The following is a 19539-nucleotide window of genomic DNA, read 5'->3' as shown; positions in this document are numbered from 1 at the left end:
GGGGTGGCTCATCCGGGCGGGGCCGCCAGCAGGAGCCGGTTCAGCGGCTCCATCGCGCCGCGCAGGGCGGCCAGGTCGCGGGCATAGGCCTCGCGGGAGATGCCGCGCCCCGCCAGCACGCCGCCGATCTCGCCAAGGCTGCGCCGCCCGTCCACCTGCGCCAGGATGGCCGCCGCCAGGCGCGGCACCGGCACGCCGACGCGCAGCCCGTCGAAGGTGACGCGCAGCACGCCGTCCGCGGGCAGGCCCCTGGCCAGAGCCGGGCCATCCAGCTCGCGCAGAACGGGGATGGCGGCGGGGTTCTCCCAGTCCGGCAGCGGTGCCGGGTCGCGCGTGCAGTAGGCGATGTGGATGCCCATGTTGCCGGTGATGGCCTCGGCGAGCGCCGCGCGCGCCACCGGGTCCAGCCGCGCGGTACGGGCGCGCAGCTTCGGGTCGTTCAGGTAGCGGTCGGGGTCGTAGCGCAGCGGCTCGACGAAGCAGCGGAGCGTAAGCCCTGCCCCCTCGATCAGCCGCGCCAGGGCGGGCACGGTGAAGGCGGCGTCCCGCGGGTTCAGCAGCAGGTCGTAGAGGCCGGCGTCGCCGCCGTCGAGATGGTCGGTGATCCAGGGATTGCGGCGCAGCCAGGCGGTCTCGGGCGCCTGCTTCCAGAGGCGCTTCGCGGCCTCCACGCGCTCGGGCGGCGGCTCGGAATCGGGGGCGAGCAGGCGCAGCGCGTCCTGCAGCATGTAGACGCCGGTGCGGCCATGCGGGGCATAGACCATCAGCCCAAGGCCGCCGCCCGGCGCCAGCGCCCCCGCCAGCGCCGCCAGCCCCGCCGCCGGGTCGGGCAGGTGGTGCAGCACGCCGCAGCAATCGATGTAGTCGAATTCGCCCAGCCCGAGTTCCGGCAGGTCCAGCAGCGAGCCGCCGACGAAGCGGATGTTGGTCAGGCCGCGCGCCCTGGCCCGCGCCTCCGCCACCTCCCGCGCGGCGGCCGAGCGATCGAGCCAGACCACCTCGCCAGGGCGCCCGGCCCAGGCCATCTGCTGGGCCAGCATCATGGTGCCGTCGCCACTGCCGCCGCCGGCCATCAGCGCGCGCAGGGGCTGGCTCGCCGGGCGGCGGGCGCCGAAGATCCAATGGTCGATCTCGCGCAGGTGGCTGGGGCTGCCGACGATCAGCCGCTTCGCCTCCTCGCGCGGGTCGCGCTGCGGGTAGGGATAGGCTTCGTACTGCGCGGCGAGGCGGGCATCGGTGGCGTCCATGGCCCGCTGGGATAGGCGATGCGCGGCGGGTGCGCCAGCGGGCTTCCCGCCGGGGCCCGGCCCCCCCATCTCCGGTCCATGCCGCCGATTTCCACCCTTTCCCGCATCGTCCTCGTGTTGCTGGCGGTGAGCGCGCTGGTGCGCATCGCCCTCTACGCCTTTGAGTGACGCGGCCAGGGAGGGCGCCGCCCTCCCTGGACCCTCCCGCCGGGGTGGTTGAACCACCCCGGACCCCGGCATTCGTTCCTTGCCCCCCGGCGCGAGGCGACGCAGCGGCCGTTCCTGGCGGGGTCCGGGGGGACACTGTCCCCCCGGCGGAGGATCCAAGGAGGCAGCGCCTCCTTGGCCCCGCTCAGCCGGCAAGCGGATCATGCCCCCTCGTTCATCAGCGGCCTCCGCCAGCGGGTGTCGCTGACATCGGCCGTTGCGCCATGTGCCGGTGGACGTAACCGACGACCTTGAGCATGTCGGCCCAGCCTGCCTCGGTCAGCCCGGCCTGCCGGAGGGCTCTGACCGCCAAATGCGCGCCCATGTGGTGGCCGACGGCTTCATGCTGCTTCGGGCCGGCCACCTTCTCTCCACCGGGCGCCATGCCGGCCGAGCGGCTTTCTCCGCTCTTCACCCATTGGCGCGGCTTCGCCGGCGGCCTGTTCACCACCCGGCGGAACCCGGCGGATCGCCCTGCGGTCCTTCGCCGCCCCCGTCATGCCGCACGCCCCAGCGCCCTGGCCAGTTCGCCCTTGTTCATGCGGGAGCGGCCGGGAATGTCGCGCCGCCGCGCCTCGGCCAGCAGCGCCGCCTTGGTGGTGCTTTCCACATCGGCGGTGCGGCGGGCGGTGGCAGTCTTGCGCGCCACCTCCTCCGGCTGGGCACTGGACTGACGGCCCTTGCGGCTGTCGGCGCGCTTCTTGGCGGTCGTGCGGCGGTACTCCTCGCCGGAGAGCGATTCGCGCGCCTTGCGCGGCAGGTAACGCTCGCCGGTCGTGCCGCTCCTGCGGCCGGACTTGGTGCCCCAGTCCTCGCGCTGCCACTGCTCCAGATGATTGTCGGCCGACTTGGGGCCGCGATAGCCGCCGCCTTCCGCCTTGTACTCGCTGACCGCGAGCTGCGCCTTGCGGGCCGACCACTGGCCGGGCTTGCCGCCCCTGGCCCCGTGCGTGACCTTGCGCTTCACCTTCTCCCAGAGCCTTGGATCGGTCTTCTCCGCCGTTCCGGCCATTTCGCCATCTCCGCTGCGCCACCTGCAACGTGAGGGACAACGGGCCAGTTGCCCCGACTCCTCAGCCCACTCCCTCAGCCGAGTCGCAGGACCGGGCGAAAGGCGTTCAGCGTCTCGAAGGCGCAGAGGCTGGGCGCGGGGAAGCGCAGCACGGGGTACCGGATGGCGAAGGCCTCGCCGAGGCGGCGCTGTGCCGCCGTCAAGCCGGCCGCCTCGGGCGGGTCCAGCCAGGCAAGGGAGTAGTTCAACGTGAGATGGAAGGCGTAGCGGCCATGGCTCGCGCGCCTCAGGCCGAGTCTCCGCGCCAGCGCCTGCCGCAGGGCGGCGAGCCGCTGCGCGGTGGCGACATCCTGCGGCTCCAGCCACAGCACCGTGCCGCCGCCGGAGGTCGGGCCGAGCGCGGTCGGGCGCATGGTGAAGCCGCCGGGCACGTGGAACCCGTTCAAGCAATCGGCAAAGTGCCGCGTCACTCCGGGGACGGAGGCATCGAGCGGCAGGCCGGCGGGCCAGTCCTGCGGGTGGCGCGCGCGGTCGTGCACGCCGTTGAACACCGTCATGTGAAAGCTGGCGGGGTCCAGCGCGACGAGCTTTGTGCCCCAGCCCGGCGCCGCGGCCAGTTCGGCGGCGATCGCTGCCAGCGCGGCATGCTCCGGCGCCTCCGGCGGCAGGGGGCAGAGCACCGTGTTCCCCGCAAAGGGCAGCGCCGTACCGTCCGGGGCGAACTTCACCCCGGGCACGGGATGCGGCTGGCCCGGCCTCCCGGTCAGGCGGGCGATGGCGGTATCGGGCGGCATGCGGGTCCTGCGGCGGTCATGGAGCGCATCAGCAGGCATCCGCGCGCCGCTGAAAAGGGGCTGCCTTGGCAGCCGCCACGCCCGGCGCCACCCTGCGGCGGAGGAACGGGAGGAGATGACCATGCAGGTTGGCGTCATCGGCTTGGGCAGCATGGGGATGGGCGCGGCGCTGTCGCTGCTGCGGGCCGGGCTCGCGGTGACGGGCTGCGACCCCCGCCCGGCGGCACGCGACGAGTTCGTCGCCGCCGGTGGCGCGGCGGTGGCCAGCGCCGCCGAACTGCCGCAGGGCACCGAGGCCCTGGTGGTGCTGGTGGTGAATGCCGCGCAGACCGAGGCGGCGCTGTTCGGCCCCGAGGGCGCCCTGCCCCGCCTGGCGCGGGGCGCGGTGGTGCTCTCCTGCGCCACCATGGCGCCGGACGCGGCCCGCCGCATCGCGGCGCGGCTGGAAGAGGCCGGCATGCTGCCGCTCGACGCGCCTGTCTCGGGCGGGGCGGCCAAGGCGCGCGAGGGCGCGATGACCGTGATGGCCGCCGGCGGCGCGGCGGCCTTCGGCAAGGCGGCACCCGTGCTGGACGCCATTGCCATCAAGGTCTGGCGGCTCGGCGAGGCGCCAGGACTAGGCGCCACGGTGAAGGTGGTGCACCAGCTCCTCGCCGGGGTGCATATCGCCGTGGCGGCGGAGGCCATGGCGCTTGGCATCCGCGCCGGGGCGGACCCGAAGACGCTCTACGACGTCGTCACCTCGGCCGCGGGCAACTCCTGGATGTTCGAGAACCGTATGGCACGGGTGCTGACGGGCGACGACGCGCCGCGCTCGGCGGTGGACATCTTCGTGAAGGACCTGGGGCTGGTGACGGAAATGGCCCGCTCGCTGGGCTTCCCGGTGCCGCTGGCAGCGCAGGCGCAGCAACTCTTCACGGCGGCGCATGCCATGGGGCAGGGGCAGAAGGATGACGGCTTCGTCATTCGCGTCTGGCAGGCACTCGCCGGCATCGCGCTGCCTGGGGACAGCAAGGCGCCGGCAGAAGGCAAGGCATAAGAAAAGGCCGGGAGAATCGCTTCCCCCGGCCCGCTCGCCCAGCCGTTTCCGGGCGCGCCTGCGGCGGCGCCCGGGGCGGCTCAGCTCTCTTCCTCGCGGTCGGTCTCGACCTCGATGTCGGCGTCGATGTCGTCCTCGGCGTCCTCAAGGTCCTCGGCGTCGTCGAGCGCCTCGTCGGTGTCCACGTCCTCCAGGTCGACCTCGTCGGAGTCGGCCTCGGGGGCGGGGCGCTTCTTGACCTTTTCCTCCACCGGCGCGGCGGCGCGGCGCAGGCGGGGCTGCTCGGCCGGCTGCTCGGTGCCGCATTTCGGGCACACGGCAGGCTGGCGCCCCAGATCGTAGAACTTGGCGCCGCAGGCGACGCAGGTGCGTTTCAGACCCAGATCGGGCTTGGCCATCAGCGTGAGTATCCCGGGAAAAAGGGGCCAGGCGCGGGCCGGCCGCGAAACAGGGGCGCGCATTGCCACGCCCCCAGGCTCCGTGTCAAACCCTCGCCTCGTGGGACACGAATCGAATGCCAGGCCGCTGCGTGCCGCCAGGCCGCAGAAAGGCCTCTCCGGCCGCCTCACCGTCGCCGGCGACAAGTCGATCAGCCATCGGGCGCTGATGTTCGGCGCCCTCGCGGTCGGCCGCACGGAAATCACCGGACTGCTGGAGGGCGAGGACGTGCTGCGCACCGCCGCCGCCATGCGCGCCCTGGGCGCCACGGTGGAGCGGCTGGCGCCCGGGCACTGGCAGGTGGCGGGGCGCGGCGTCGGCGGCCTCACCGAGCCCGAGGACGTGCTGGACATGGGCAATTCCGGCACCGCCGCGCGGCTGATCTGCGGGCTGATCGCCGGCCACCCGATCTTCGCCGTGCTGACCGGCGACGCCTCCCTGCGCAAGCGGCCGATGAAGCGCGTGACCGACCCGCTCGCCGCCTCCGGCGCCCGCTTCACGAGCCGCCAGGGCGGCCGGCTGCCGCTGGCCATCGAGGGCGCGGCCGAGCCGCTGCCGCTGGACTACACCCTGCCGATGGCCTCGGCCCAGGTGAAGTCGGCGGTGCTGCTGGCGGGACTCGGGGCGCGCGGCGTGACCCGCGTGGTCGAGCCGGAGGCGAGTCGCGACCACACCGAGAACATGCTGCGCCATTTCGGCGCCACCGTGCGGGTCGCGCCGCAGGGGCAGGGCCGCGTGATTGAGCTGGAGGGCCAGCCGGAGCTGGTGGCGGCGCCGGTGGCGGTGCCGGGCGATCCCTCCTCCGCCGCCTTTCCCCTGGTGGCGGCGCTGCTGGTGCCGGGCTCCGAGGTGACGGTGGAAAGCGTCGGACTGAACCCGCTGCGCACCGGCCTGTTCACCACGCTGCGCGAGATGGGCGCCGACCTCACGGTCAGCGACGCGCGCACCGAGGGCGGCGAGCCGATGGGCGACCTCACCGCCCGCCACGGCGCCCTGCGCGCGGTGGACGTGCCGGCCGGGCGCGTGCCCTCCATGGTGGACGAATACCCGATCCTGGCCGTGGCGGCCGCCTGCGCCGCCGGCGTCAGCCGCTTCCGTGGCCTGGCCGAGCTGCGGGTGAAGGAGAGCGACCGCGTTGCCGCCACCGCCGCCCTGCTCGCCGTCAACGGGGTGATGGTGGAGATCGAGGGCGATGACATGCTGGTGCACGGCACCGGCGCCCCGCCGGCGGGCGGCGGCCATGTCGTCACCCATATGGACCACCGCATCGCCATGAGCGCGCTGGTGCTCGGGCTGGCGACCCAGGCGCCGGTGACGGTGGACGATGCCAGCTTCATCGACACCTCCTTCCCCGGCTTCGCCGACCTCATCAACCGTGCCGCGGGCGGCGACGCCCTGCAGCGCCTGAACCGCCCGGGCAAGCCGTGAGCATGTCGCCGGAGGTCACCATCCGGAGCCTAGCCGGCATGGTCATCGCCGTGGACGGACCGGCGGCGGCCGGCAAGGGCACGCTGGCGCGCCGCCTCGCCGCCGAGCTGGGCCTGCCCTATCTCGACACCGGCCTGCTCTACCGCGCGACCGGCCGCCGGCTGCTGGACGCCGGCGCCGATCCGCGCGACCCCGTCGCCGCCGAGGCCGCCGCCCGCGCCCTGGCGCCGGCCGACCTGGAGCGCCCGGACCTGCGCGGCCCGGAGGCGGACAGGGCCGCGAGCGCCGTCGCCGCCATCCCCGCCGTGCGCGCCGCGCTTCTGGACTGGCAGCGCGACTTCGGCCGCACGCATGGCGCGGTGCTGGATGGACGGGACATCGGCACGGTGGTCTTCCCCGAGGCGCCGGTAAAGCTGTTCGTCACCGCCAAGGATGAGGAGCGCGCCCGTCGCCGCTGGCTGGAGCTGCAGGGGCGTGGCGTCACGGCCGAGCTGCCGGCGGTGCTGGCCGATCTCCGCGCGCGGGACGCGCAGGATGCCAGCCGCGCCACGGCACCGCTGAAGCCGGCGGCGGACGCGCTGCTGCTGGATACCACGACACTGGATGCCGAAGCCGCCTTCCGGACCGCCCGCGCCCTGGTGGCGGAGCGCCTCGGCCTCTGAACGGCACGCCCGGCGAGGGCAGAGCCGGGGGAGAATGAATTCTCCCCCGGAACCCCCTCTTCTTCTTTTCTGTCAGTTTTTCCAGCACTGCCGGAGAGCACGCAGGCCGGGGCCTCAGGCCCCCAGGCTTTCCTCGCCCCTTCTTCAGGGGAACAGGCCTCCCCTCGCCCGCCCCTCCGCGACGGTGAAACGTTGCGCTCCTGTCCGATTCCCCTTGACGCCAGGGGCCGGACTGGCCTAGGCGAGCCCTAAACCCTGTCACCGGCTGGTGCCGGGGCGTCCGGATCTCTGCGAAGCGCTGTACAGGCGCCCGCACCCGCCGGACCGGGAAGGGCGGACCGGAACACCGCTTATCGCAATAGGGCCGAACGGCGCCGCCTGCAGGCAGGCGCCCGGCTAAGCCGTGCTCGCGCAGGCGGGGGCGCATGAATCCTTCCGGGGCCTCCCGGGTGGATCAGGAACACACTGCTACATGGCACATGCCGACAGCCTTTCCACGACCCCGGCCGGTGGTGAGGACTTCGCCGCCCTGCTCGACGCCACGCTCGGCGCCGACACTGGCTTCGCCGGCTCGGTCGTCACCGGCAAGGTGGTCCGGATCGACGACGATTTCGCGGTCGTGGATGTCGGGCTGAAGAGCGAGGGGCGCGTACCCCTCAAGGAATTCGCGCCGCAGGGCCAGAAGCCCGAGGTGAAGGCCGGCGACACCGTCGAGCTGTTCGTCGAGCGCTACGAGGACAAGGACGGCTCCATCGTCCTGTCCCGCGAGAAGGCGCGCCGCGAGGAAGCCTGGACCAACCTGGAGAAGGCCTTCAACGCGCAGCAGCGCGTCAACGGCGTCATCTTCGGGCGCGTGAAGGGTGGCTTCACCGTCGATCTCGGCGGCGCCGTGGCCTTCCTCCCTGGCTCCCAGGTGGATATCCGCCCGGTGCGCGACGTCGGGCCGCTGATGGGCTCGCCGCAGCCCTTCCAGATCCTGAAGATGGACCGCGCCCGCGGCAACATCGTCGTCAGCCGCCGCGCGGTGCTGGAAGAGACCCGCGCCGAGCAGCGCAGCGAACTGATCCAGGGCCTCAAGGAAGGCATGATCCTGGACGGCGTGGTGAAGAACATCACCGACTACGGCGCCTTCGTGGATCTGGGCGGCGTGGACGGCCTGCTGCACGTCACCGACATCGCCTGGCGCCGCATCAACCACCCCTCCGAGGCCCTGACCATCGGTCAGCAGGTCCGCGTGCAGGTCATCCGCTTCAACCCCGAGACGCAGCGCATCTCGCTGGGCATGAAGCAGCTGATGTCCGACCCGTGGGAGGGTGTGTCGATCAAGTACCCGGTCGGCGCCAAGTTCTCCGGCCGCGTGACCAACATCACCGACTACGGCGCCTTCGTGGAGCTGGAGCCGGGCGTCGAGGGCCTGGTCCACGTCTCCGAGATGAGCTGGACCAAGAAGAACGTCCATCCGGGCAAGATCGTCGCCACCTCGCAGGAGGTCGACGTGATGATCCTGGACGTGGACGAGCCGAAGCGCCGCATCAGCCTCGGCCTCAAGCAGGCCCAGGGCAATCCCTGGGAGCTGTTCCTCGAGGCGCATGGCCCCGGCTCCATCGTCGAGGGCGAGATCCGCAACATCACCGAGTTCGGTCTGTTCGTGGGTCTGGCTCCCGAGATCGACGGCATGGTGCACATGTCCGACCTTTCCTGGGACGTCCCTGGCGAGCAGGCCATGGCCGACTACAAGAAGGGCGACATCGTCAAGGCGAAGGTGCTGGATGTTGACGTCGAGAAGGAGCGTATCTCCCTCGGCATCAAGCAGCTCCAGGCCGATCCGGCCGCCGAGGTGCTGGACCGCGTCCGCAAGGGTGACGTCGTCACCTGCATCGTGACCAAGGTCGAGCAGAACGGCATCGAGGTGAAGGTCGAGGAGGTGCTCACCGGCTTCATCCGCCGCGCCGAGCTGGCCCGCGACCGTGGCGACCAGCGCCCCGACAAGTTCGCCATCGGCGAGAAGGTCGATGCGAAGGTCACCGCCGTGGACCGCGCCGCCCGCCGCCTGGCCCTGACCATCAAGGGCAAGGAAGTGGAGGAGGAGCGCGAGGCGATGAAGGAGTACGGCACCACCGACTCCGGCGCCTCCCTGGGCGACATCCTCGGCGCGGCGATCCGCCGCCGCAACCAGATGGCGGGCGACGAGTAATCGTCCCCTCCCCTCTGGAGGAACTGCAGCGCCCCGGGTGGTCCGCCACCCGGGGCGTTTGCGTCTCGGGGGCGCCGGCAAGCCTTGACCGGGCGGCCCGCCCACCGCCATTGATGCGCGCAGCATGAGCGCTCCCCTGGAACATGATCTGCTGGTCGATCGCCGCCGCCTCAAGCGCCGCCTGCTGGGCTGGCGCGTGGCGGCTGTGCTGCTGGCGGCGGCGGCGCTGTTCGCCGTGTTCGGCACGCGGCTGGAGACGCGGGAGCACCTGGTGCGCTTCAGCGTCGAAGGCACCATCGGCGACGACCACCGCATCACCGAGGCGATCGCCAAGGCCGCGCGCGACCCGTCGGTGCGCGGCATGATCCTCTCCATCGACAGTCCCGGCGGCACGGTGGCCGGCGGCGAGGGGCTGCACGCCGCGCTCGGCCGTTTCCGCGAGCGCAAGCCGCTGGTGGCGGTGATGCGCGGCACCGCCGCCTCCGCCGCCTACATGATCGCCCTGCCGGCGGAGCGGATTTTCGCCCGCGAATCCACCGTCACCGGCTCGATCGGCGTGATCCTGCAGTCCTTCAACGTCAGCGGGCTGCTGGATATGCTGGGCGTCCAGCCGGAGATGCTGACCTCCGGGCCGCTGAAGGGCGTGCCCAGCCCCTTCCGCCCGCTCACGCCCGAGGGGCGGGCGGCGCTGGAGACGGTGCTGCGCGACCTGCACGGGCAGTTCGTCAGCATGGTGGCGGCAGGCCGCAGCCTGCCGCGCGAGCAGGTGGAGATGCTGGCGGATGGCCGCATCTACACCGGGAAGCAGGCGCTGGACCTGAAGCTGGTGGATGCCATCGGCGGGGAGCCGGAGGCGCGCACTTGGCTGGCCGGCGCGCATGACATCCCCGCCGACCTGCGCGTGCGGGATCTGGACCCGCGGGACACGGTGGAGCGCGCGCTGGGCGTCTCCGTGCATATGCTGATGAAAAGCCTGATTTCAGAATGGCTTGCAATTGACGGCCCGCAGGCTGTTTGGCAGCTTCCGCGATGAAGGGCCGCAAGCGCGCTTGCGGCCTGGCGGCGGGGTGGCAATCTTCCGGCCGGGGTTCCGGCGCAGGGCAGGAGGCAGGCGGGCCATGACCAAATCCGAACTGATCGCGCAGCTGGCCGCGGCCAACCCGCACCTGCGCCAGCCTGACGTGGAGCTGATCGTCAGCACCATCTTCGACGAGATCACCGCCGCCCTGTCACGCGGGGACCGGGTGGAGCTGCGCGGCTTCGGCGCCTTCTCCGCCAAGCAGCGCGACCCGCGCACCGGCCGCAACCCGCGCACCGGCGAGTCCGTGCCGGTCGCCGGCAAGTCCGTTCCCTATTTCAAGCCCGGCAAGGAACTGCGCGAGCGCGTCAATGGCGGCCCGCTGCAGGCGCCGAAGCGCAGCCCCCGCACCACGGTGACCACTCCATGACCATCATCGGCCTCCTGCTCACCGCCCTGCTGCTGCTGGTGCTGGTGCTCTTCGCCATCTCCAACGCCGCCCCGGTCGCGCTGCAGCTCTGGCCTTTCGACGTGAGCTGGGAGGTGCCGCTGGCCGGCGCGGTGCTGGGTGCCGCGGCGCTCGCCTTCCTGCTCGGCGCGCTGCTGGCCTGGGGCAGCGCCCTGCATTACCGCCGCCGCGCCCGCAAGATGCAGCGCGCCGCGCAGCTGCTGGAGGCCGAGCTGGCCGAAATCCGGGCGCAGCAGGACGCCGCCAACCCGGTTCCCTCCACCGCGCCGGCCGCCTCCACGGCCCTGGCCCCGACCCACTGAGATGCGCGGGAAGCCCAACAGCACCGGGCTGATCACCGCGCTCGACACGCCCGATGCCGCCCGCGCCGAGGCCTGGGCGCGCGCCGTCGCGCCGCATGTCGGGCTGGTGAAGGTGGGGCTGGAGCTGTTCTGCGCCGCCGGCCCGGCGGTGGTGGCGCGCATCGCCGCGCACCGCCCGGTCTTCCTGGACCTGAAGTTCCACGACATCCCGAACACCGTGGCCGGCGCCGTGCGCTCGGTCTGCGCCACCCGCCCGGCGATGCTGACCCTGCATGGCGGCGGCGGCGGCGCCATGATCGAGGCCGCCCGCCGCGCCGCCGAGGACAGCCTGGGCGAGGCGCGCCCCGCCATCCTGGCGGTGACGGTGCTGACCAGCTTCACCGCCGCTGGTCTGGCCGAGACCGGCGTCATCGGCGGCCCGACGCAGCACGTGCTGCGGCTGGCGCGGCTGGCGCTGGAGGCCGGGGCGGACGGGCTGGTCTGCTCTCCCCAGGAGATCTCCCGGCTGCGCGACGCCTTCGGCGAGGCGCCGCTGCTGGTGGTGCCCGGCGTGCGCCCGGCCGGCAGCGACAAGGGCGACCAGGCGCGCGTCGCCGCGCCCGAGGAGGCTGCCGCCGCCGGGGCGGACTGGCTGGTGGTCGGCCGCCCGATCACCGCGGCGCCCGACCCGGCCGCCGCCGCCGCCGCCATCGCCGCCAGCTTGCCGCGCTGATGTCCGGCTCCCTCCCAAAGGTGCAGGTCAAGATCTGCGGTATCAACGACGCGGCGGCCTATGACGCGGCCTGCCGCGCCGGGGCCGACTGGGTGGGCTTCGTCTTCTATCCCCCCTCCCCGCGTGCGGTGACGCCCGAGCAGGCCGGCGAGTTGGCGGCGCGCGGCAGCACCGGGCGCCGCCCGCTCTGCGCCGGCCTGTTCGTGGACGCGACGGATGCCGAGATCGGTGCGGTGCTGGAGGCCGCGCCCCTGAGCCTGCTGCAACTGCACGGCACCGAGAGCCCGGAGCGCTGCGCCGCCATCCGCGCGCGCTTCGGCCTGCCGGTGATGAAGGCGCTGGGCATCGCCACGCCGGAGGACCTCGGGCTGCTGGAGGCCTATGCGCCGTCGGTGGACCGCTTCCTGCTGGACGCCAAGCCGCCGCGCGGCGCCACCCTGCCGGGCGGCAATGCCGCCAGCTTCGACTGGTCCCTGCTGGCCGGCCACCCGATCCCCCGCCCCTGGATGCTGGCGGGCGGGCTGACGCCGGTCAACGTGGCCTCTGCCATCCGTGCCACGGGCGCGCCGGCGGTGGATGTCTCCTCCGGCGTCGAGCGCATGCGCGGCGTGAAGGATCCGGTGCTGATCGCCGCCTTCGTCGCGGCCGCGCACGCGGAGCAGGATTAGAAAGGCCGGGGGAATGAATTCCCCCAGACCCCCTTCTTTTTTCTTCGGGTCTCCCGCGCGGGTGGCCAGCACACGCCAGAATCGACAAAAGAAAGAAGGGGGTTCGGGGGAATTCATTCCCCCGACCTTTCCCCTCCCCCCAATGGCGCCTCTATCCCCATATGGCAGGGCGCGCTAACACTCGGCGCAGCTTGGAGGGACGCGTGAACCAGCCTCTGCCCAATTCCCTGCGCCAGGGCCCCGACGGACGGGGTCGTTTCGGTCAGTTCGGCGGCCGCTATGTCGCCGAGACGCTGATGCCGGTCATTCAGGAGGTCGAGCAGGCCTACAATGCCGCGCGGCAGGACCCGGCCTTCATGACGGAATGGCGGCGGCTGCTGAAGGACTATGTCGGCCGCCCCAGCCCGCTCTGGCTCTGCGAGCGGCTGACGGAGCACCTCGGCGGCGCGAAGGTCTACTTCAAGCGCGAGGAGCTGAACCACACCGGCGCGCACAAGATCAATGCCGTGCTCGGCCAGATCCTGCTGGCCAGGCGGATGGGCAAGCCGCGCATCATTGCCGAGACCGGCGCCGGGCAGCACGGTGTCGCCACCGCCACCGCCTGTGCGCTGTTCGGCCTGAAGTGCATCGTCTACATGGGCGCCACCGACGTCGAGCGGCAGCAGCCCAACGTCTTCCGCATGAAGCTGCTGGGGGCGGAGGTCATCCCCGTCACGTCAGGCGCCGGCACGCTGAAGGACGCGATGAACGAGGCGATGCGTGACTGGGTCGCCAATGTCTCGGACACCTACTACTGCATCGGCACCGTCGCCGGCCCCGCCCCCTTCCCGCAGATGGTGCGCGACTTCCAGTGCGTGATCGGCGAGGAGACGAAGCAGCAGATCCTGGCCGCCGAGGGGCGCCTGCCGGACGCGCTGGTCTGCGCCGTGGGCGGCGGTTCCTCCGCCATGGGGCTGTTCCACCCCTTCCTCGATGACGCCGAGGTCCAGATCATCGGGGTCGAGGCCGCCGGGCGCGGCATGGAGACGGGCGAGCATGCCGCCGCCATCGGTGGCGGGCGCCCGGGCGTGCTGCACGGCAACAAGACCTACCTGCTGCAGAACGGCGACGGCCAGATCCAGGAGGCGCACTCGATCTCGGCCGGGCTGGACTATCCCGGCATCGGGCCGGAGCACTCCTGGCTGCACGAGATCGGCCGCGTGCAATACGTGGCGGTGACGGACCAGGAGGCGCTGGAGGCCTTCCAGCTCTGCTCACGGCTGGAGGGCATCATCCCCGCGCTGGAGTCGGCGCACGGGCTGGCCTACGTCATGAAGCTCGCGCCGACCATGGCCAAGGACAAGATCATCGTCCTCAACCTGTCCGGCCGCGGCGACAAGGACATCTTCACCGTCGCCAAGCACCTGGGAGAGTCGCTGTGAGCCGCATCGCCGCCCGCTTCGCGCAGCTCAAGGCGGAAGGCCGCGGCGCGCTGATGCCCTTCCTGGAGGCCTACGACCCCGATCCCGCGACCTCCATGGCGCTGCTGCGCGGCCTGCCCGGCGCGGGGGCGGACCTGATCGAGATTGGCGTGCCCTTCACCGACCCGATGGCCGACGGACCGACCGTGCAGCGCGCCGGGCAACGCGCGCTGAAGGCTGGCGGCAGCCTGGCCGGGGCGCTCGCCATGGTGCGCGACTTCCGCCGCGAGGACGACGAGACGCCGGTGGTGCTGATGGGCTATCTGAACCCCATCCTCTCCTACGGCGTCGAGAGCTTCTGCACCGAGGCGGCCGATTCCGGCGTGGATGGGCTGATCGTCGTGGACATGCCGCCGGAGGAGGCCGACGAGCTGGCCGGGCCGGCACGCGAGCAGGGATTGGACCTGATCCGCCTCGTCGCCCCCACCACCCATGACGAGCGGCTGCCCAAGGTGCTCGAAGGCACCAGCGGCTTCATCTACTACGTGGCCATCACCGGCATCACCGGGACGCGCAGCGCCACCCAGGAGGCACTGGCCGCGGCCATTCCGCGCCTGCGCCGGTACACCGACCTGCCGATCGCCATCGGCTTCGGCGTGCGCACGCCGCAACAGGCCGCCGAGGCGGTGCAGGTGGCGGATGGCGCGGTGGTCGCCTCGGCGCTGATCGAGACCCTCGCCGCCAGCCTGGACGAGAAGGGCCGCGCCCGGCCGGACACGCTGCGCAAGGTGCTGGACCAGGTTCGCGGCCTCGCCGAGGCAGTGCGCGGAGCGCGCGTTTCCGCCTGAAGGCCGGAGTTCCCCCGAGCCCCGCGGGGAACCTGAAGAAAAAAGAAGGGAGTCTGGGGGAATTCATTCCCCCAGCCTTGGGCAGGGCAACTTCTCCGCACCGCGCCGGGTTCAGCCGGCACGCAACGGAGGAAAAGCCTGCATGAGTCGCTGGCAATGGCTGTGGCGGCGGCTGACACATCGCCTGTGGTTCCGCGCCGCGCTGTTCACGCTGCTCGCGGTGGCCACCGCCCTGGTGGCCTCGGTCGCCGAACCCTTCATCCCCTACAAGATCACCGTCACCATCGGCGCCCAGGCGGTGGACAACATCCTCGGCATCCTGGCTTCCAGCATGCTGGCGGTGACCACCTTCTCCCTCACCACCATGGTCTCGGCCTATGCTGCTGCCACCAGCAACGCCACCCCGCGCGCCACCCGCCTGGTGATCGAGGACCGGACGGCGCAGAACGCCATCGCCACCTTCCTCGGCAGCTTCCTGTTCAGCGTCGCCGGCATCGTCGCGCTCAGCACGGGCATCTACGGCGAGAACGGGCGGGTCATCCTGTTCGTCGTCACCATCCTGGTGATCATCTGGATCGTCGTCACCCTGCTCCGCTGGATCGAGCGCCTCTCCGGACTCGGGCGTGTCGAGGAAACGACCGCCCGCGTCGAAGCGGCCACGCGCGAGGCACTGCAGCAGTGGGTTGAGCGGCCCTATCTGGGCGCCCGCCCGCCCGTGCCGGAGCCGGAGGGCGCTCCGCAGATCTTTCCGGAGGAGCGGGGCTACCTGCAGCATGCCGATCTCGGCCGGCTCTCCACCCTGGGCGAGGAGATGGGCCAAGCGGTCCACCTGCTGGTGCTCCCCGGCGCCTATCTGCACCCGCACCGCCCCCTGCTCTGGCTGGCGCGCCCCTGCGATGACGAGATGGCCGCCCGCCTGCGCGCCGCCTTCACGCTCGGCAGCAGCCGCTCCTACGACCAGGACCCGCGCTTCGGGCTGATCGTGCTGTCGGAAATCGCCTCCCGCGCTCTTTCGTCGGCGGTGAATGATCCGGGCACAGCGATCGGCGTGCTCACCGGCGGCGGCAAGCTGCTTGCCGAATGGGCCGAGGCGCAGGCGCAGCACCAGTCGGAGAACCCATTGCCGCATGTGCATGCGCCCGGCCTCTCGGCCGAGGAGATGTTCGACGACTTCTTCCATCCCATCGCCCGCGACGGGGCGGGGATGCTGGAGGTCGGTATCCGGCTGCAGAAGACGCTCCGGATGCTGGCGCCGCTTGGCGGCTTCCGGTTCATCGCGCGGCGGCATTCGCAGGAGGCGCTGGAGCGTGCGGAGCAGGCGCTCGGCATGTCTTCGGAGCGCCAGATCCTGCGCGAGCTGGCGCTCACGGAGCGGCAGGACCTCTCCTGAACTGACAAAAAGAAGATGGGGGCCGGGGGAATTCCTTCCCCCGGACTTTTTTACTCTGCCGGCACGTTGCTCCGCAGCTCGGCCAGCCAGGCATTGGCATTGCCATCGGAAGGCGCACGCCAGTCGCCGCGTGGCGAGAGGGAGCCGCCCGCCACCACCTTCGGCCCGTTCGGCAGGGCCGAGCGCTTGAACTGGGCAAAGCCGAAGAAGCGCTGCAGGAACACCTCCAGCCAGCGCCGGATGGTCGGCAGGTCGTAGGCGTTGCGGCTGGCCTCCGGGAAGCCGGGCGGCCAGGTGCCGCGCGCCGCGTCGCCCCAGGCCTGCAGCGCTAGGAAGGCGATCTTGGAGGGGCGGAAGCCGTAGCGCAGCGTGTAGAAGAGGTTGAAGTCCTGCAGGGCGTAGGGGCCGATCTTCGCCTCGGTGCTCTGGAGCTGCTTGGTCTCGTCATCGGCCGGGATCAGCTCGGGGGAGATCTCGGTCTCCAGCACCGATTGCAGCGTCTCGTTGACCCCCGCCTCGAACTGCCTGGAGGCGATGACCCAGCGGATCAGGTGCTGGATCAGCGTTTTCGGCACGCCGGCATTGACGTTGTAGTGCGACATCTGGTCGCCGACGCCGTAGGTGCACCAGCCCAGTGCCAGCTCGGAGAGGTCGCCGGTGCCGAGCACCATGCCGCCATGCCGGTTGGCGGCGCGGAACAGGTAGTCGGTGCGCAGCCCGGCCTGGACGTTCTCGAAGGTGACGTCATAGACCGGCTCGCCCCTGGCGAAGGGGTGGCCGAGATCGGCGAGCATCTGCCGGGCGGCCGGGCGGATGTCCAGCTCGTGCGCGGTGACGCTGAGGGAGGCCATCAGCCGGTGCGCGTTGGTCTTGGTGCCGGCCGAGGTGCCGAAGCCGGGCAGGGTGTAGGCGATGATGTCGCTGCGCGGACGCCCCATGCGGTCGAACGCCTTGGCGGCGACGATCAGGGCCTGGGTGGAATCGAGCCCGCCCGAGACGCCGATGATGATCTTGCGGTTGCTGGTCGCCTGGCAGCGCTGCACGAGGCCGGAGACCTGGATGTTGTAGGCCTCGTAGCAGTCCTGGCTCAGCCGCTCGGGGCTGGCGGGGACGAAGGGGAAGCGCTCCACCGATCGCGCGAAGCCGATATCCTCCATCGGCGGGTCGAGCCGGAAGGTCACGGTGCGGAAGGCGCGGGTGTGCAGGCGCTGGTTGTCGTCGAAGGTGCCCTGGCGGGCGCGCTCCTGGCGCAGCAGGTCGAGGTCCACATCGGCGATGACGACCTGGTCGGCCTCGGGGAAGCGGTCGCTCTCCTTCAGGATCTCGCCGTTCTCGAAGATGGAGACCTGGCCGTCCCAGGCGAGGTCGGTGGTGGATTCGCCCACGCCGGCGGCGGCGTAGAGATAGGCGGCGAGGCAGCGCGCCGACTGCGACTGGCAGAGCAGCCGGCGCGTGTCCGCCTTGCCGACGGTGATGTTGCTGGCCGAGAGGTTGGCGAGCACGGTGGCGCCGGCCAGGGCAGCCGTGGCGCTGGGCGGCACCGGCACCCAGAAGTCCTCGCAGATCTCGGCATGCAGCACGAGGCCGGGGAGGTCCTCGGCGGCGAAGAGCAGGTCAGGCCCGAAGGGGGCGCACTGGCCGGCGACGGTGATCTCGCCGCCCTCCGTGCCGGCGCCAGAGGCGAACCAGCGGTGCTCGTAGAACTCGCGGTAGTTCGGCAGATGCACCTTCGGCACCACGCCGAGCAGCCGCCCGCGCTGGATCGCCAGGGCGGTGTTGTAGATCCGCCGGCCATGTCGCAGCGGGGCGCCCACCAGCAGCACCGGGCGCAGCGTGGCGGAGGCGGCCAGCAGCGTGCCGACGGCCTGCTCCACCGCGTCCAGCAACGTGTCCTGCAGGTGCAGGTCGTCGATGGCATAGCCGGAGAGCGACAACTCGGGGAAGACCGCGAGCGCGGCGCCCTCGGCGTCGCATTGCCGGGCGGCGGCCAGGATGGCCTCGGCATTGGCGGCGGGGTCGGCCAGGGTGCAGCGCGTGGTGCAGGCGGCGACGCGCGCGAAACCGTGGCGATAGATGGCGTGGAAGCTCATGCGCGCAGCCTGCCCTTGCAGCGGGCCTTCCGTCCAGTCACCTGCCCGCGCAGGGGGAACGCGGCGGCGGCGCCCGAGGTTCCCTACCCCGCGGCGAAAAGGGCGCTGGCCGGGCGCTCCAGCCCGAGATGGTCGCGCAGGGTGCGGCCGCGGTATTCGCGCCGGTAGAGCCCGCGCCGCTGCAGTTCCGGCACCACCAGGTCCACGAAGTCCTCGAAGGCGCCGTGGAAGTAGGGCGGCAGGATGTTGAAGCCGTCGCAGGCACCGCTGATGAACCATTCCTCCAGCGTGTCGGCGATGTCGGCGGGCGTGCCGCAGATCACCCAGTGGCCGCGCGCCGCGGCGGTCAGGTTGTAGAGGTCGCGCAGCGTCATCTTCTCGCGCCGCGCCTTGGCCAGCAGGGCGCGGGCGAAGCCGTGCGAGGTGTCGGGCAGCGGCAGGTCGGGCACCGGCCCGTCCAGCGGATAGGCCGACATGTCCGTGCCCAGGCGGTAGCCCAGCATGGCCAGCGCGTCCGTCTCGCCGACGAAGGACTGCAGCCGGTTCAGCACCGCGCGTGCCTCCTCCCGCGTGCGGCCGATCACCGGCATGACGCCGGGCAGGATGGCGACCTCCTCCGGCCGGCGGCCGAAGCCGGCGAGCCGGTCATGGAAGCCGGTGCGGAAGGCGCGGGATTCGTCGAGGTCCTGGGTCACGGAGAAGATGGCGTCGGCCGTGCGGGCGGCCAGCCGCTGGCCCGGCTCGGAGGAGCCGGCCTGCAGGATCACCGGCCGGCCCTGCGGCGTGCGGCCGATGTTCATCGGCCCCTTCACCTGGAAGTGGCGGCCCTTGTGCTCCAGCGGGCGCACCTTGCTGCTGTCGAAATAGCGGCCGCCCTCGCGGTCGGCGAGGATGGCGCCGTCGTCCCAGCAGTCCCAGAGCCCGCGCACCACGTCCACGAATTCCTCGGCGATCTCGTAGCGGTCGCCATGGCGCGGGTGCTCGCGGCCGAAATTGGCGGCGGCATTGGGGCCGGAGGTGGTGACGGCGTTCCAGGCCGCCCGTCCGCCGGAGAGATGGTCGAGCGAGGCGAAGAAGCGCGCCACCTGGTAGGGCTCGCAGTAGGTGGTGGACATGGTGGCGCCGAGGCCGAGATGCGTCGTCGTCACCGCCAGCGCCGAGAGCATGGTGACCGGCTCGAAGCGGCAGGCGAAGGACGGGTGGTCGTTGATGTTGGCGGAAAGCCCGTCGCCCAGGAACAGCAGGTCGAACAAGCCGCGCTCGGCGGTGCGGGCAATCCGCTGGATGACCTCCAGGCTCTGGAAACTGTCCGCCGCGCCCGGATAGCGCCAGCCGGCAATATGGTTGCCGGTGCCAAGCACAAAGACACCGAGATGCATCTGCCGGGACGTTTCAGGCATCGGTTCGTTCTCCAGACCGCGACGGGCACCGCAGGGCCGAGCGAAATGCGTGCCAGGGCGGGAGGCAGCACCGGGGGAGAATGAATTCTCCCCCGGACCCCCACTTCTTCTTTCTATCAGTTTTGCCGCGCTGGCGGCACGCGCCCACGCCGGGCCTGAAGCAGCCCCGGCGACTGTGACCGGCAAACTGGCAAAAGAAAGAAGGGTCAAACCTATAGGTT

19 protein-coding genes are annotated in these 19539 nt (G+C 71.8%); 12 read left to right on the top strand and 7 right to left on the bottom strand.

Annotated features, from left to right (window positions below; genetic code table 11):
• Nucleotides 1–8 precede the first annotated feature (8 nt).
• From QMO56_RS14195 to QMO56_RS14180, 4 genes are all read right to left on the bottom strand, one after another.
• Entirely contained in the window at nt 9–1247 is a 1239-nt protein-coding gene (locus tag QMO56_RS14195) for a methyltransferase (protein WP_283526601.1), read from the bottom strand.
• Nucleotides 1248–1632: 385 nt separating this feature from the next.
• Nucleotides 1633–1902: a DUF3140 domain-containing protein gene (locus QMO56_RS14190; protein ID WP_283526599.1), complete on the bottom strand. Its 270-nt coding sequence runs from the start codon at nt 1900–1902 to the stop codon at nt 1633–1635.
• A 48-nt stretch (nt 1903–1950) separates the two neighbouring features.
• Nucleotides 1951–2466 (bottom strand): hypothetical protein, encoded by a 516-nt coding sequence (locus QMO56_RS14185; RefSeq protein ID WP_283526598.1) that lies wholly within the window; start codon nt 2464–2466, stop codon nt 1951–1953.
• Between the two features lie 74 nt (nt 2467–2540).
• On the bottom strand, nt 2541–3260 hold the full coding sequence (locus QMO56_RS14180; protein WP_283526597.1) for a DUF1868 domain-containing protein: 720 nt from the start codon (nt 3258–3260) through the stop codon (nt 2541–2543).
• A 121-nt stretch (nt 3261–3381) separates the two neighbouring features.
• Here QMO56_RS14180 and ltnD point away from each other — a divergent pair, with 121 nt between their 5' ends.
• Complete coding sequence (ltnD, locus tag QMO56_RS14175; RefSeq protein ID WP_283526666.1) at nt 3382–4299, top strand: L-threonate dehydrogenase; 918 nt, start codon at nt 3382–3384, stop codon at nt 4297–4299.
• Nucleotides 4300–4379: 80 nt separating this feature from the next.
• On the opposite strand, the gene QMO56_RS14170 is transcribed toward ltnD, so the two are convergent.
• A complete protein-coding gene (locus QMO56_RS14170; protein WP_283526596.1) occupies nt 4380–4697 on the bottom strand; it encodes a TIGR02300 family protein in 318 nt (105 codons plus the stop codon).
• 100 nt (nt 4698–4797) lie between these two features.
• Here QMO56_RS14170 and aroA point away from each other — a divergent pair, with 100 nt between their 5' ends.
• The 11 genes from aroA (at nt 4798) to QMO56_RS14115 (ending at nt 15828) form a co-directional block, all read left to right on the top strand.
• A complete protein-coding gene (gene aroA, locus QMO56_RS14165; RefSeq protein ID WP_283526595.1) occupies nt 4798–6165 on the top strand; it encodes a 3-phosphoshikimate 1-carboxyvinyltransferase in 1368 nt (455 codons plus the stop codon).
• 2 nt (nt 6166–6167) lie between these two features.
• On the top strand, nt 6168–6827 hold the full coding sequence (gene cmk, locus QMO56_RS14160) for a (d)CMP kinase (protein WP_283526594.1): 660 nt from the start codon (nt 6168–6170) through the stop codon (nt 6825–6827).
• Nucleotides 6828–7299: 472 nt separating this feature from the next.
• Nucleotides 7300–9021 (top strand): 30S ribosomal protein S1, encoded by a 1722-nt coding sequence (gene rpsA / locus QMO56_RS14155; protein WP_283526593.1) that lies wholly within the window; start codon nt 7300–7302, stop codon nt 9019–9021.
• A gap of 124 nt (nt 9022–9145) precedes the next feature.
• Nucleotides 9146–10054: a signal peptide peptidase SppA gene (sppA, locus tag QMO56_RS14150; RefSeq protein ID WP_283526592.1), complete on the top strand. Its 909-nt coding sequence runs from the start codon at nt 9146–9148 to the stop codon at nt 10052–10054.
• 85 nt (nt 10055–10139) lie between these two features.
• Nucleotides 10140–10469 (top strand): integration host factor subunit beta, encoded by a 330-nt coding sequence (gene ihfB / locus QMO56_RS14145; RefSeq protein WP_283526591.1) that lies wholly within the window; start codon nt 10140–10142, stop codon nt 10467–10469.
• Entirely contained in the window at nt 10466–10810 is a 345-nt protein-coding gene (locus tag QMO56_RS14140; protein ID WP_283526590.1) for a lipopolysaccharide assembly protein LapA domain-containing protein, read from the top strand. Before ihfB ends, QMO56_RS14140 begins: the two co-directional genes overlap by 4 nt.
• A gap of 1 nt (nt 10811) precedes the next feature.
• A complete protein-coding gene (gene pyrF, locus QMO56_RS14135) occupies nt 10812–11522 on the top strand; it encodes an orotidine-5'-phosphate decarboxylase (RefSeq protein WP_283526589.1) in 711 nt (236 codons plus the stop codon).
• Nucleotides 11522–12190 carry a phosphoribosylanthranilate isomerase gene (locus QMO56_RS14130; protein WP_283526588.1) on the top strand — a complete coding sequence of 223 codons (669 nt, stop codon included), beginning with the start codon at nt 11522–11524 and terminating at the stop codon, nt 12188–12190. Before pyrF ends, QMO56_RS14130 begins: the two co-directional genes overlap by 1 nt.
• 203 nt (nt 12191–12393) lie before the next feature.
• Complete coding sequence (gene trpB, locus QMO56_RS14125; RefSeq protein ID WP_283526587.1) at nt 12394–13611, top strand: tryptophan synthase subunit beta; 1218 nt, start codon at nt 12394–12396, stop codon at nt 13609–13611.
• Complete coding sequence (gene trpA / locus QMO56_RS14120; protein WP_283526586.1) at nt 13608–14438, top strand: tryptophan synthase subunit alpha; 831 nt, start codon at nt 13608–13610, stop codon at nt 14436–14438. The genes trpB and trpA overlap by 4 nt, the downstream gene beginning before the upstream one ends.
• 142 nt (nt 14439–14580) lie before the next feature.
• Nucleotides 14581–15828, top strand: a complete 1248-nt coding sequence (locus tag QMO56_RS14115) for a DUF2254 domain-containing protein (protein WP_283526585.1) — start codon at nt 14581–14583, stop codon at nt 15826–15828.
• 50 nt (nt 15829–15878) lie between these two features.
• Here QMO56_RS14115 and QMO56_RS14110 read toward each other — a convergent pair whose 3' ends face one another.
• Both QMO56_RS14110 and QMO56_RS14105 read right to left on the bottom strand, forming a co-directional pair.
• A complete protein-coding gene (locus QMO56_RS14110; RefSeq protein WP_283526584.1) occupies nt 15879–17918 on the bottom strand; it encodes an NAD(+) synthase in 2040 nt (679 codons plus the stop codon).
• A gap of 83 nt (nt 17919–18001) precedes the next feature.
• On the bottom strand, nt 18002–19318 hold the full coding sequence (locus QMO56_RS14105; RefSeq protein WP_283526583.1) for an LLM class flavin-dependent oxidoreductase: 1317 nt from the start codon (nt 19316–19318) through the stop codon (nt 18002–18004).
• Nucleotides 19319–19539 lie beyond the last annotated feature (221 nt).

The sequence above is a fragment of the Roseomonas sp. E05 genome (assembly GCF_030063475.1).
Taxonomy (GTDB): Bacteria; Pseudomonadota; Alphaproteobacteria; order Acetobacterales; family Acetobacteraceae; genus Pseudoroseomonas.
The sequence above is the reverse complement of the archived record's forward strand: the minus strand, read 5'-3'. Positions and strand labels throughout refer to the sequence as shown.

Bases quoted from the DNA above. Each gene is read 5' to 3' on its own strand.
- cmk (WP_283526594.1), top strand. From the start codon at position 6,168: ATGTCGCCGGAGGTCACCATCCGGAGCCTAGCCGGCATGGTCATCGCC.
- QMO56_RS14185 (WP_283526598.1), bottom strand. From the start codon at position 2,466: ATGGCCGGAACGGCGGAGAAGACCGATCCAAGGCTCTGGGAGAAGGTG.
- QMO56_RS14105 (WP_283526583.1), bottom strand. From the start codon at position 19,318: ATGCCTGAAACGTCCCGGCAGATGCATCTCGGTGTCTTTGTGCTTGGC.
- QMO56_RS14180 (WP_283526597.1), bottom strand. From the start codon at position 3,260: ATGCCGCCCGATACCGCCATCGCCCGCCTGACCGGGAGGCCGGGCCAG.
- ltnD (WP_283526666.1), top strand. From the start codon at position 3,382: ATGCAGGTTGGCGTCATCGGCTTGGGCAGCATGGGGATGGGCGCGGCG.
- QMO56_RS14110 (WP_283526584.1), bottom strand. From the start codon at position 17,918: ATGAGCTTCCACGCCATCTATCGCCACGGTTTCGCGCGCGTCGCCGCC.
- sppA (WP_283526592.1), top strand. From the start codon at position 9,146: ATGAGCGCTCCCCTGGAACATGATCTGCTGGTCGATCGCCGCCGCCTC.
- QMO56_RS14115 (WP_283526585.1), top strand. From the start codon at position 14,581: ATGAGTCGCTGGCAATGGCTGTGGCGGCGGCTGACACATCGCCTGTGG.
- QMO56_RS14170 (WP_283526596.1), bottom strand. From the start codon at position 4,697: ATGGCCAAGCCCGATCTGGGTCTGAAACGCACCTGCGTCGCCTGCGGC.
- rpsA (WP_283526593.1), top strand. From the start codon at position 7,300: ATGGCACATGCCGACAGCCTTTCCACGACCCCGGCCGGTGGTGAGGAC.
- QMO56_RS14130 (WP_283526588.1), top strand. From the start codon at position 11,522: ATGTCCGGCTCCCTCCCAAAGGTGCAGGTCAAGATCTGCGGTATCAAC.
- QMO56_RS14140 (WP_283526590.1), top strand. From the start codon at position 10,466: ATGACCATCATCGGCCTCCTGCTCACCGCCCTGCTGCTGCTGGTGCTG.
- pyrF (WP_283526589.1), top strand. From the start codon at position 10,812: ATGCGCGGGAAGCCCAACAGCACCGGGCTGATCACCGCGCTCGACACG.
- ihfB (WP_283526591.1), top strand. From the start codon at position 10,140: ATGACCAAATCCGAACTGATCGCGCAGCTGGCCGCGGCCAACCCGCAC.
- QMO56_RS14195 (WP_283526601.1), bottom strand. From the start codon at position 1,247: ATGGACGCCACCGATGCCCGCCTCGCCGCGCAGTACGAAGCCTATCCC.